Genomic DNA, 12,497 nt, shown 5'->3' on the forward strand with positions numbered 1-12,497 from the left:
ATTATGTATCTGAACGTTCATTCTCAATACAGTATGCGTTATGGCACTATGACCATAAAAAAACTGGTAGAAGAAGCAGCTTTTTGCGGTATCACACAAATGGTCATCACAGATATCAATAATTCTACAGGGGTAATGGAGTTTATGAGGGAATGTGATAAAAAAGGCATCAAACCCATTGCCGGGATGGAGTTTAGAAGGGATAAGCAATTGTTATATATTGGTATTGCCCGAAACAAAGAGGGAATGAAGGAAATTAATGATTTCCTGACCTGGCATAATCTGGAACAAAAGGCTTTGCCTGATAAAGCGAGAGCTTTTAAAGATGCCGTTGTTATTTATCCTTATGGTAATGATATCTGCACATTAAATGAAAATGAGTATCTGGGCATTCGCTTTGATGAACTTCATAGTCTTCATGGAAAAGACATCCGCGACATAAAAGATAAGCTCGTAGTATTGCAGCCTGTTTTTGTGGCCGATAGAATTGAGTACCGTTTACATGAGTACCTGCGAGGAATAGACTTAAATACTTTGTTGACCATGGTAAAGGAGGAAGATAAATGTAGCAGTACGGACAGGTTTTTACCTGCAGGTGAGTTGGAAGCAAAATTTAGCAAATATGCCTTTATCCTCGATAATACAAGAAAGTTGATGGATGGTTGTAAGATGGATTATGAGCGGGGTAGAGTGCGCCTGAACCGTAAAACTTTTACAGGAAGTAAAGAAGATGATAAAGCATTGTTGGAAAAGCTGGCGATGGATGGGATGGTTAAGCGTTACGGGAAAAACAATAAAATAGCGCTAAAAAAGGTGAAAGATGAACTTAAGGTAATTGAGGATCTGGAGTTTTGCGCCTATTTCCTTATCACATGGGACATCATTCGGTATTCTACAGATAGGGGTTATTATCATGTGGGGCGCGGGTCGGGTGCCAATAGTACTGTTGCCTTTTGCTTGCGGATTACTGATGTTGATCCCCTGGAGTTGAATCTGTATTTTGAACGCTTTCTGAATGCCCAGCGTACTTCGCCGCCGGATTTTGATATTGACTACTCATGGGATGAACGAGAGGATGTGCAGGATTATATTTTTAAACGCTATGGCAAGGAACATACAGCTCTGCTGGGTACAATTTCTACTTTTAAAGATCGTTCGGTAATCCGTGAAATTGGTAAGGTCATGGGGCTGCCAAAGGACGAGATTGATGGGTTTACCGATCCGGCAAGGGCTGCGGTAAACAGAGACAATGCTACCTTTAAAAGGATCATGGCTATATATCAGCTAATGGACGATATGCCTAATCAGCGGAGTATTCATGCCGGAGGAATATTGATTTCGGAAGAACCGATTACTTATTATACAGCGTTGGATTTACCCCCAAAGGGGATGCCTACCGTGCAATGGGATATGTACGAAGCAGAAGCTATAGGATATGATAAATATGATATTCTGAGTCAGCGGGGTATTGGCCACATCAAGGAGGCGGTAAGGTTGGTAGAAGAAAATCAGCAACGTAAAATAGACATCCATCAGGTAAGGGAGTTTATGAAAGATGATAACCTGAACAATAAATTAAAGTCTGGAAATAGTATTGGATGTTTCTATATAGAATCGCCTGCCATGCGACAATTGTTAACCAAATTAGGTTGCAAAGATTACCTGACACTGGTGGCGGCAAGTAGCATCATCAGACCCGGAGTTGCCCAGTCGGGCATGATGAAGGCCTATATTCAGAACTATCACGATCGTGAAAATGTAAATTACCTGCATCCTGTGATGAAAGAGCAGCTTGAAGATACCTTTGGTGTAATGGTATATCAGGAGGATGTGATCAAAATCTGTATTCATTATGCCGGTATGGATGGAACGGATGCAGATATTTTGAGAAGAGGAATGAGTGGAAAGTATCGATCGAAAATAGAGTTTAACAAGCTGGTTGATAAGTTTCACGATGGCGCTAAAGCATTGGGTAGGCCGGAAGCCATTACAGCCGAGGTATGGCGACAGGTTTTTTCTTTTGCAGGTTATAGTTTTAGCAAGGCTCATTCTGCAAGTTTTGCGGTAGAGAGCTATCAGAGCTTGTTCTTAAAAACGTATTATCCACAGGAATTTATGGTTGCTGTATTGAATAATTATGGTGGTTTTTATACCCGTTGGCTATATGTACATGAGTTGCAAAAAGCAGGAGCAAAGGTTCATTTACCTTGTGTAAATGTGAGTGTCGCTGTGGTATCTATTAAAGGTAGTAATGCATATTTGGGCTTCATAGGGATACAGGGACTGGAAAGTAAATTCATTGAGCTGATTCCAGAAGAACGTAAGTTGAATGGCGACTTTATTGACCTGGAAGATTTTGTGAAACGTACAGGTATGGGCTTAGAGCAGGTGGTGATATTAATAAGGGTAGGGGCCTTGAGGTTTACAGGTAAGAGTAAGAAAGCACTGCTTTGGGAGGTACATTTATTGCTTGGGGCTAAGGCTAAGCCTGTTAATGGTGCCGAGCTTTTTCATATAGAAAGTAAACGTTATATTTTACCTGAACTGGTGAATACCAAACTGGAAGATGCTTATCATGAATTGGAGTTGTTGGGGTTCCCACTTAGTATTTCTATGTTTGACCTTTTAAAAACTGATTACAGAGGAGATGTATGCACAGATAACCTGATCAGTTTTGTAGGTCAGATGGTTAAAATGGTAGGACTCTATGTGTGCGAAAAAACGGTACATGCTAAAAACAATAAGAAAATGTGGTTTGGAACGTTTTTAGATGCCAATGGAAATTTCTTTGATACCACACATTTTCCAAATCATACGCCTGTATATCCTTTTAGAGGTAAAGGTTGTTATCTGATACTTGGTCGGGTAGTAGAAGATTTTGGTTTTCCAAGTGTGGAAGTGATGAAGTTTGCCAAGTTGCCAATCAAGGATAATCCGGTGCTTGTAAGTAATTAAAGAGGGTATGCTGTTTCTGTTTTAATTTCAGACATCACAAAAAAGCTCTGAACAGTACCAATGTTACTCAGTTGTGCCAGCTTGCTTCTTAAAAAATTATGATAGGCATCCATATCAGAGATCACAATTCTGAGGATGAAATCAAAAGCGCCTGTCATGTGATAACATTCCATTACCTCAGGGAACTTTACGACTTCCTTTTCAAAGCTGCTTAGTGCACTGTCAGTATGCTCCTTAAGTTGTACCTGTGAGTAAGCAATCAAGCTTTTGCCAATTTTTTTCCCATCTACGATAGCGACTGAGCGTTTAATGTACCCTTCGGATTTTAGCCTTCTTACCCGCTCGTGAATAGTAGCAGTGGATTTGTTCAATTCCAATGCCAATTGCTTGTTACTTAACAGGGCATCCTGCTGTAAAAGCCTTAAAATTCCGATGTCTGTTTTGTCCAGGTTTGCGGTATTCATTACCAGTTGATTAGATGAAAGTGTGTATCGTACACTGAGATTTCGAAACTAATAAAAAAAAGGCTATTTAAAATGATATTTCCGTAAAAAGTTTAATTTTTTATAAACATTTCCGTAAAATAATCGGAAATATGATATATCCATTGATCTAAAAGTCATTTCTTCAGACCTTGCCTACAATGAGACAATTAAAGATAGAGCAGTCCATTACCAACCGGGATTCGGACTCGATAGAAAAATACTTGTACGATATTGCAAGAATTGACCTGCTGAGCGTTGAAGAAGAGATCGTGCTAGCTCAGAAGATCAGAAATGGAGATCAACTGGCATTAGACCGGCTGGTAAAGGCTAATCTTCGTTTTGTAGTCTCGGTGGCAAAAAAATACCAGAACCAGGGCATCCGCCTGTCAGACCTAATTGCAGAAGGAAATTTAGGACTGATTAAAGCAGCTCAACGTTTTGATGAAACCAAAGGTTTTAAATTCATTTCTTTTGCAGTATGGTGGATCCGTCAGAGTATCATGTTGGCCATAGCAGAACAAAGAAGAATGGTTCGCTTGCCTGCAAACCAAATAGGTGGTATTATGAAGATCAATAAGGCCATGAGTGAATTGGAGCAGCGTTTGGAAAGAATACCAACTTTGGAAGAGGTTTGTGAATTTATTGAATTGCCGGAAGAAAAGGTAGTTGATTTTCTGCATCATGCGCCGATGACCACTTCTTTAGATGCTGTGATTACCGAGGAGTCTGGTTTTACACTAGCTGAAACCATTGAAGATACCAATGTGGAGAAGACAGATACTTCAGTATTGCAAAGCTCTATTTTGGTTGATATAAAGCGTTTGATGAAGAGATTGCCTGAGCGGGAAAAGGAAATACTGTCTATGTTTTATGGATTGGGGGGGAATAGTGCTATTGGTTTGGACGAGATTGGTTCTAAAATGAAATTGGGTAAAGAACGCGTAAGACAGATTAAAGATAAAGCGCTAAAAACACTACGTTCAGAGAAACCAAAAGCATACATGATGGAATATATCTAGTATATTTACTAGTATGGACAAATCGCTGTATCTGGATCATCTTAATTTGTTACCTATTCCCGGGGAGGTGTTTTTTTATCCTGATTTCTTTGATGAAAAAGAGAGCGATAAATATTATAGCTATTTGAATACCGCGATTGACTGGAAACAGGAATCCATTCAGGTATTTGGTGAAATGGTACTGCAACCACGTTTTACTGCATTTTATGGCGACGAAGGTGTTAGTTATGGCTATTCAGGGATTACGATGAATGCATTACCCTGGACAGATGTGCTACAAAGCATTAAACAGGATATTGCCCTTAAATTTGATGTGAAATTTAACAGTTGCCAACTTAGCTATTACCGCAATGGCGAAGATAGTATGGGTTGGCATCGTGATAATAAAAAAAGTTTAGGAAGGTATCCCTTTATTGCTTCTGTTAGTTTTGGTGCACAAAGGATATTTCAATTCAGGAACTACGAAGACAAAATCCCTATCATTTCAGTCGACCTTACACATGGTAGTTTGCTGATCATGAAAGCCAAAACACAACATTTATGGGAGCATAGACTCCCTAAAACAATCATTCCCACGGGCCCCCGTATCAATTTAACTTTCCGCCTCATCAAGTAATATTTGTTGTATTTAAGTCAGAAAATTGATGTAGTTTTTGTAGATGTATCTTAAGCAATTACTTTTGTTAACACTGTTAACTAAATTGTATAGCTTATGGGAATAGCTGAAAGAAGAATTAGACAGAAGGAGGAGTTCAGGGCAAGTATACTGGAAGCGGCATGGCTTCAGGTATTAACAGATGGCTGGCAATCCCTGTCGATCCGCAAAATTGCAGATGCTATTGAATACAGTATCCCCGTTATTTATAATCATTTTGAAAATAAAGAAGCTATATTGCTGGAATTTACTAAAGAAGGTTTTCAAAAACTAGCTGAAGCACTTCAACAGGTTAAAGGTCAACATGCGGAACAGGCTGTACAGCTTGAAGCCATGGCACATGCTTATTGGGATTTTGCCTTTGACCATCAGGAGTATTATCAGTTGATGTTTGGTTTGGGCATTCCAGCCTGTGAGAAAGTAAATCAGATTGTGGAAATGAAAAATATGACCACCATTATGATCTCTACCATCCAGGAAACGATAGCGGTCAGTGCAAATAAAGAGGCTGATGTTTTTCTTAAGTATCACACTTATTTATCCATTCTTCATGGCCTCGTATCGATCCAAATGATTAAAAAAGATGGTAAACCCGCAGAAGAAAATCGCCGGATATTGCAAGATGCAGTGTCTGGATTTATCAAGTCTTTGCTGGTTTAATGAATACTCCGTTTCTATTATTTTAAATCATCCATATTATTAATTATTGACTAACAAACTTATTTATGAAAAGACTATTTAACACCAATTTCAACCATGGATCTCTGCATTTTATGCTACTTGTTTTACGCATAAGCATTGCGTCTTTTATGATTGTTCATGGTTATCAGAAACTAGGATGGCTTACTGCAGGCGGCGAAATTCAATTTGGTGATCCAATAGGAGTAGGTGCTGCAGCTTCACTGTATTTAGCAGTTTTTGCTGAGTTTTTCTGTTCTATCTTTTTATTAATAGGTTTAGGTACGAGACTGGCTACCATACCACTAATCATTACCATGTTAATTGCTGTATTTATAGTACATGCTCCGGATGGTTTTGATAAGAAAGAAATGGGCTTGCATTATCTGCTTGTTTATGTGTTCTTGTTGGTTTCCGGCCCAGGAAAATACAGTATTGATCATATCATTAGCAAAAACTTATACAGCCGCAGACGTTAAACATTGTATTGTACATATCATTTTAAATCAAATACCGTTATAGCTGTTATGAAGAAAATATTGCTATTATGTCTTGCGACAGTTGTTATATCAAGTTGTAGTATTAACAAACAGGCGCAACAAATTAAAGCACTTGAAAAGTGCAGGTACAGGATCACTTCTGCAGATCAGATTACACTTGGTGGGGCTGATATAAAAAAGATGATCGTCAATCAAGATATTAATCTGGCTACTTTACCTGGGTTAGCCCTTGGCTTACTTAGAAAGGATGTTCCTTTAAGAGCGCGCTTAAACCTGGAAGTTAACAATCCGACAGGGGATGATGCCGCAATCAATGAATTTGAATACAAAATTCTCATCAATAAACAGGAACTGGCTACAGGTTTTGTAAACCAGGCATTAAATGTTGCTGCGAGGCAATCCACTACTGTGCCTGTTGATATGGAAGTAAATGTTTATCCATTTATTTCGAACAGCAAGGTGATGGGAGAAATTACCGATTTCCTTAAAAGTGGTAAGAATGGTGGACCCGAAAAGAAGGGCATACTTACACTTAAGATCAGACCTAGCATTAAAGTAGGAAATACCCTGGTAAAATATCCTGGGTTCATTACAATAGATAAAGAGGTGAGCAGTAAAATTCTCCTATAAAATCTGTAGTACTTTTGCAGTATTGTTACGGAGTTTAGTGTGTAATTAAAACTTCAGATTAATGATTTTTGATTAATTTCGAATTATCACGGTTGTATATGGAAAACTGTGTACAACCACGATGATCATTTAAAATCTGAATATGAAGTTTCGCTTATTCCTGCTCTTTTTTATTGCAATTATTCCTTTTTTTAGCTGGGCACAAAACATGCAGCAATTAAATGCTGCAGAGATAAAACAAGGGCTCGAAGCGCTAAATGTTACTGGAAGTGTCTTGTATATTGCGGCCCATCCTGATGATGAAAATACACGCTTATTGGCTTATCTGGCCAAGGAGAAGAAGGTAAGAACCGGTTATCTATCACTAACCAGAGGTGATGGTGGACAAAACCTAATTGGTAACGAACAGGCTGAACTATTGGGCCTGATACGCACACAGGAACTGTTGGCTGCCCGTCATATGGATGGCGCAGAACAATTCTTTACAAGAGCCAATGATTTTGGTTTTTCTAAAAATCCGGAAGAAAGTTTTAAAATCTGGGATAAGGCAAAAATTCTTGCAGATGTAGTTTGGGTGATCCGTAAGTTTCAACCTGATGTAATTATTACACGTTTTCCTGAAGATGCACGTGCAGGTCATGGTCATCATTCAGGCTCCGCTATATTGGCCCGTGAGGCATTTGTGGCTGCTGCCGATCCTAAGCAGTTTCCTGAACAGTTGGCTTTTGTAAAGCCGTGGCAAGCCAGGAGAATCGTGTGGAACACGTTTAACTTTGGTGGGAATAATACCACATCCGAGGATCAAATGAAGATTGACGTTGGTTTGTACAATTCCTTGTTAGGTAAAAGCTATGGGGAAATAGCTGCAGAGAGCAGGTCTAATCATAAAAGTCAGGGTTTTGGCTCTGCAAGACAGCGTGGAACAGCTATAGAGTTTTTTACACCAGTGGCAGGCGAGAAAGCGAATGGGGATATATTTGATGGTGTGGATTTTACATTAAATAGAATACCTGGAAGTGGAGCTATACAGCAATTGCTGACTGAGATCAATAACGAATACAATGTGGCTGATCCTTCAAAATCAATAGCTAAGCTTTTAAAGTTGAAACAATTGGTGAAAGGAAAGCCTTTTAAACAGGAATTGCTGGATGATCTGATTTTGGCTTGTGCAGGCATCTGGGTCGAAAGTGCTGCTACCAATTCTTCATATGCCTTAAATCAGCCTGTAAATGTAAAAGTGCAGGGAATTGCAAGGGTAAAACCAGGATTTCCAATGGCGATTAGTTTGGAGGAAATAAATAGTGGGGCATCATTTGATTTGTCACCAAATAAGTTTGTAACTCAGGACAAAGAGCTTTCAACGGCAAATGTAGGAATTACTCAGCCCTACTGGCTTGAAAAGCACCATCCAGTAGGTTCTTATGTAGTCGATTCCCAATCTATGATTGGGATGCCAGAAAATTTACCAGCCCTTACAGCAGTATTTAAAATCAAAATAGGTGATCAGATTATTGAAAAAAAACGTCCAGTAGTATACAAATATACCGACCAGGTTCGTGGAGAGGTTTACCAGCCATTGGTTATAGCGCCGCCTGTAACCGCTACACTTTCCGAGAAAGCATTTATTTTTAATGGGAACGAACCTAAAAATATCACAGTATTGCTAAAGGGCTTTAAAGACAATGCATCAGACGTATTAGTGCCACAAGTACCTTCTGGATGGAAAGTAAGTCCACAAAAAACAAGCTTTACATTGGCTAAAAGGGGAGACGAACAGTCCGTCGTATTTACCATTACACCTGCAGGAAATACTACAGGAGGCGATTTGTCATTGAATGTGGTAGTTGACGGTCAGACCTATAACAAGGGGCTTCATATAATTAATTATGACCATATTCCGCTGCAAACACTTTTCCCTTTTGCAGAAGCAAGGTTAGATAAAGTGGATTTGAAATTTGGAGGAAAACGAATTGGTTATATCGCCGGTGCGGGAGACCTTGTGCCAGAATCCTTAAAACAGATAGGATATGATGTGGTTAATCTGACCGAGAATCAGGTTATTCATACCAACCTTTCAGGTTTTGATGCGATCATTACGGGGGTAAGATTATACAATGTAAACGATCAGATTAAAAACATGCAGCCTAAGCTGATGAAGTATGTAGAGAATGGCGGAACATTGTTAGTTCAGTACAATGTAAATACCCCATTGAAGATTGAAAATATTGGTCCATATCCATTTAAATTATCGCGCGACAGGGTTACAGAGGAAGATGCAAAAGTTACCATGCTTGCGCCCGAAAACCCGGTTTTAAATTATCCCAACAAGATTACAGCTAAAGATTTTGATGGCTGGATACAAGAGCGTGGATTGTACTTTGTTACCGATGCAGATCAGAAATATACACCAATACTGAGCATGAATGACAATGGCGAAAGTGCCAAAACAGGATCGTTAATTGTTGCTAATTATGGAAAAGGCAGATATGTATATACCGGTATTTCTTTCTTCAGACAATTACCTGCCGGCGTTCCGGGCGCATACCGCTTGTTTGTAAATTTATTATCTGCGAAAAAATAATTAACGATAAGTAGCACTTCATAAATGATAGAGAAGGAACCCACAGGCGAAAAGGAGCAAGATCTGCCTCCATTTGTTAAAACATGGCAGCAGTTTTATCGCTTACTGATCGGATGGCTGGTGTTTTTGATTTTAATTTTTTACGCTTTTACCAAGTATTTCGAATGAGTGTTATCGATTGGTCTGTCTTAATCATTACACTGGTTGTAATTGTAGTTTATGGCGTTTATAAAAGTCGCGGTGCACAAAATATTCAAGGGTATTTACTGGGTAACCAATCCTTGCCCTGGTATCATGTTTGCCTATCTGTAATGGCTACTCAAGCCAGTGCCATTACTTTTCTATCGGCACCGGGTCTGGCTTATTCATCCGGAATGAGCTTTGTACAGTTTTATCTTGGCTTGCCATTGGCAATGATTGTGTTGTGCATTACTTTTGTGCCTATATTTCATCGCTTAAAAGTCTATACAGCATATGAGTATCTGGAGCAACGTTTTGACTTAAAAACACGGGCGTTAACTGCCTTTCTTTTTTTAATTCAGCGTGGACTTTCTACCGGAATAACCATTTATGCGCCATCCATCATTTTATCAACCATATTAAATATCAATACTACGTACACAACGCTGTTTATTGGTAGTTTGGTTATATTTTATACCGTATATGGTGGTACTAAGGCTGTTTCATATACGCAAATGCTGCAAATGAGTATTATCTTTTGTGGCTTGTTTGCGGCAGGGATAATGGTGGTACACCTGCTTCCAGGGGATATTGGTTTTAGCAGAGCCATCAGTATAGCCGGAAAAATGGGTAGAACCAATGCCATAGATTTTAAATTGGACCTGAATAATCAGTACACAGTATGGACCGGTTTAATAGGTGGTTTCTTTTTGCAACTGTCTTATTTTGGAACAGACCAGAGCCAGGTAGGACGATACTTGTCGGGCGCCTCGGTTAGTCAGAGCAGATTGGGATTACTGATGAATGGTTTGGTGAAAATACCGATGCAGTTTCTGATATTATTAATTGGGGTGCTTGTTTTTGCTTTTTATCAATATAACAGACCACCTATTTTTTTTAACAGTTTTGAGTTAAATAAACTGGAAACAAGTAAATATGCCCCGGAGCTAGATAAGATTAAGGTTGATTATAATCGTGCTTTTGATGAAAAACAGGTAGAGGTAAATAAGATGAATATGGCACTTAATGCCGACAATAAAGTGCTTATTGATCAACAAAGAACGGCGCTACAACTTGCCGATGAGAAGGAGAAGGTAATCAGAAAGCAGGTCACGGATTTAATGTTGAAGAATGATGAACAGGCCAACATCAAGGATAACAATTATATCTTTTTAAGTTTTGTAACTCAATATTTGCCAAAGGGATTAATAGGGTTATTGATTGCTATTATTTTTCTGGCTTCGATGGGCTCTACTGCGAGTGCATTAAACTCGCTGGCTTCTACTACAGTTATTGATATTTATAAACGGTTAATTAAAAAAGATGGTACAGATCACCAATATTTGCAAGCATCGCGTCTGGCAACAGTCTTTTGGGGTGTAGTATGCATTTCAATGGCTTTATATGCTAGCAAGATTGGTAATTTATTGGAAGCAGTAAACATATTGGGCTCTTACATTTATGGAACCATTCTGGGTGTTTTCCTTGTCGCATTTTATGTGAAACGGGTAAATGGAAGGGCTGTGTTTTTTGCGGCATTGCTTACCGAAACCATAATTATAATTCTGGGAAGGTCGGAACTTGTAGCCTATTTGTGGCTCAATGTAATTGGCTGTTTGTCGGTAATATTGATTGCTTTAATCATTCAGCAGATGATCAATGCTGGTAAATCTAATGGGAAGCGCTTCAGTAGTTCTTCGGGAAGCGTTAACTAGGCTTGGGCCCCGGCAAGGCCCCCGCAACCCCTGACCAGTGCCCCGGCAAGGCCCCAGGAATTATAGGACGAGATAAAAAGAGATAGATACAAGAAAGCCGGATATTGACACAATATCCGGCTTTCTTATAAAACAAGGAAACTATTTCTTAGTCTCGTTTAATAGTTCGGTATTTAAGCGAACGTATTCAGGGTTTTTAGTCTCTGTAGCAAGCTGTATACCTGCTGCTGCTGTTGTTGAAGCACCGGCTTTGTCTCCCATTTTTAATTGGATACGACCTTTCAGTAATTTTATATATGGTGCTTTACCATCTGCAGCTTCTGCTGCATTGGCCCACTCTAAAGCTTTCTTTAAATCTTTGTCGTTTGAATAATAATATTGGGCTGCCTGAAAATAAGGTTTTTTATCACCTTTCATCGCTTCATCAATGCTTGCCATTACAGTAGCATCAACTTCAGTAGTTAAATTTACATTAACACCAGTATTTTCCCACATTAGCTGTAATTGAGCAGTTGTAGGATATACATCGGCAAACTGTATAGTAAAAGTTTCAACTTTATCTTTCAGTTTGTTCGCTTTAACTTTAATTCTTAAAACATCTTCTGCTTCTTTATATTCATAGGCACCCCACTGTTTAGCTCCTTTATTGAATATTACTGTCCACTCGTCTTTGCCGGGGATGGTGAATAAACCATATACTCCTGCCGGTAGTTCTTTACCATCAACTTTAACAGGTTCAGTAAAACTGATTGTAGTAGCCGAGTTTGCACCGGTACGCCATACAGATCCATAAGGCTCAAGACCGCCAAAAATTTTACGGCCTTTTACATTGGGACGAGAATAATTAAGAGTGATTTTACCAAGACCAAAGTTTTGGGTAATGGTTTGACTTGTGCTGGGTTGAGGCATTTTTAAGCCCTGGGCTTGAAGGTCAGCCGTTAATGATACGGTTAATGCCAACAATAACATTGCTTTAAGAGTCTGTTTCATATGAATATATATATTTAAATGGTTGTTAGCTAATTATAATTATAAGTTTGATGCTACCAATTTACAGTTATCATTGCGTATTCTATAGTAAATATAAGCGCTAAGTCGA

General features: G+C 38.9%; 10 protein-coding genes. 8 read left to right on the forward strand and 2 right to left on the reverse strand.

What is annotated here, in order from left to right; all coding sequences use genetic code 11:
- The first annotated feature begins 3 nt into the window (after nt 1-3).
- Nucleotides 4-2,955: a DNA polymerase III subunit alpha gene (gene dnaE, locus P0Y49_05275; GenBank protein ID WEK20548.1), complete on the forward strand. Its 2,952-nt coding sequence runs from the start codon at nt 4-6 to the stop codon at nt 2,953-2,955.
- On the opposite strand, the gene P0Y49_05280 is transcribed toward dnaE, so the two are convergent.
- Nucleotides 2,952-3,419: an Lrp/AsnC family transcriptional regulator gene (locus P0Y49_05280; GenBank protein ID WEK20549.1), complete on the reverse strand. Its 468-nt coding sequence runs from the start codon at nt 3,417-3,419 to the stop codon at nt 2,952-2,954. The two genes, dnaE and P0Y49_05280, sit on opposite strands and share 4 nt — an antisense overlap.
- A gap of 179 nt (nt 3,420-3,598) precedes the next feature.
- Here P0Y49_05280 and P0Y49_05285 point away from each other — a divergent pair, with 179 nt between their 5' ends.
- The 7 genes from P0Y49_05285 to P0Y49_05315 all read left to right on the forward strand — a co-directional run bounded on the left by P0Y49_05285 (nt 3,599) and on the right by P0Y49_05315 (nt 11,398).
- Entirely contained in the window at nt 3,599-4,459 is an 861-nt protein-coding gene (locus P0Y49_05285; GenBank protein ID WEK20550.1) for an RNA polymerase sigma factor RpoD/SigA, read from the forward strand.
- 13 nt (nt 4,460-4,472) lie between these two features.
- Nucleotides 4,473-5,075, forward strand: coding sequence for an alpha-ketoglutarate-dependent dioxygenase AlkB (locus P0Y49_05290; GenBank protein WEK20551.1), 603 nt, complete (start codon nt 4,473-4,475; stop codon nt 5,073-5,075).
- 96 nt (nt 5,076-5,171) lie between these two features.
- Nucleotides 5,172-5,774: a TetR/AcrR family transcriptional regulator gene (locus tag P0Y49_05295; GenBank protein WEK20552.1), complete on the forward strand. Its 603-nt coding sequence runs from the start codon at nt 5,172-5,174 to the stop codon at nt 5,772-5,774.
- Nucleotides 5,775-5,839: 65 nt separating this feature from the next.
- On the forward strand, nt 5,840-6,271 hold the full coding sequence (locus tag P0Y49_05300; protein WEK20553.1) for a DoxX family protein: 432 nt from the start codon (nt 5,840-5,842) through the stop codon (nt 6,269-6,271).
- A 48-nt stretch (nt 6,272-6,319) separates the two neighbouring features.
- Nucleotides 6,320-6,922: a hypothetical protein gene (locus P0Y49_05305; protein WEK20554.1), complete on the forward strand. Its 603-nt coding sequence runs from the start codon at nt 6,320-6,322 to the stop codon at nt 6,920-6,922.
- Nucleotides 6,923-7,064: 142 nt separating this feature from the next.
- The gene (locus tag P0Y49_05310; protein WEK20555.1) at nt 7,065-9,503 is read left to right on the forward strand and encodes a PIG-L family deacetylase; all 2,439 of its coding nucleotides are present in this window, start codon (nt 7,065-7,067) and stop codon (nt 9,501-9,503) included.
- 164 nt (nt 9,504-9,667) lie between these two features.
- Nucleotides 9,668-11,398 carry a sodium:solute symporter gene (locus tag P0Y49_05315; GenBank protein ID WEK21774.1) on the forward strand — a complete coding sequence of 577 codons (1,731 nt, stop codon included), beginning with the start codon at nt 9,668-9,670 and terminating at the stop codon, nt 11,396-11,398.
- Between the two features lie 141 nt (nt 11,399-11,539).
- Here the strand turns inward: P0Y49_05315 and P0Y49_05320 are convergent, their stop codons facing one another.
- Complete coding sequence (locus P0Y49_05320) at nt 11,540-12,388, reverse strand: DUF2911 domain-containing protein (protein WEK20556.1); 849 nt, start codon at nt 12,386-12,388, stop codon at nt 11,540-11,542.
- Nucleotides 12,389-12,497 lie beyond the last annotated feature (109 nt).

The organism is Candidatus Pedobacter colombiensis (assembly GCA_029202485.1).
Lineage (GTDB): Bacteria > Bacteroidota > Bacteroidia > Sphingobacteriales > Sphingobacteriaceae > Pedobacter > Pedobacter colombiensis.

Coding starts and splice junctions, on each gene's coding strand:
- P0Y49_05285 (WEK20550.1), top strand. CDS start 3,599: ATGAGACAATTAAAGATAGAGCAGTCCATTACCAACCGGGATTCGGAC.
- P0Y49_05290 (WEK20551.1), top strand. CDS start 4,473: ATGGACAAATCGCTGTATCTGGATCATCTTAATTTGTTACCTATTCCC.
- P0Y49_05320 (WEK20556.1), bottom strand. CDS start 12,388: ATGAAACAGACTCTTAAAGCAATGTTATTGTTGGCATTAACCGTATCA.
- P0Y49_05310 (WEK20555.1), top strand. CDS start 7,065: ATGAAGTTTCGCTTATTCCTGCTCTTTTTTATTGCAATTATTCCTTTT.
- P0Y49_05315 (WEK21774.1), top strand. CDS start 9,668: ATGAGTGTTATCGATTGGTCTGTCTTAATCATTACACTGGTTGTAATT.
- P0Y49_05300 (WEK20553.1), top strand. CDS start 5,840: ATGAAAAGACTATTTAACACCAATTTCAACCATGGATCTCTGCATTTT.
- P0Y49_05305 (WEK20554.1), top strand. CDS start 6,320: ATGAAGAAAATATTGCTATTATGTCTTGCGACAGTTGTTATATCAAGT.
- P0Y49_05295 (WEK20552.1), top strand. CDS start 5,172: ATGGGAATAGCTGAAAGAAGAATTAGACAGAAGGAGGAGTTCAGGGCA.
- dnaE (WEK20548.1), top strand. CDS start 4: ATGTATCTGAACGTTCATTCTCAATACAGTATGCGTTATGGCACTATG.
- P0Y49_05280 (WEK20549.1), bottom strand. CDS start 3,419: ATGAATACCGCAAACCTGGACAAAACAGACATCGGAATTTTAAGGCTT.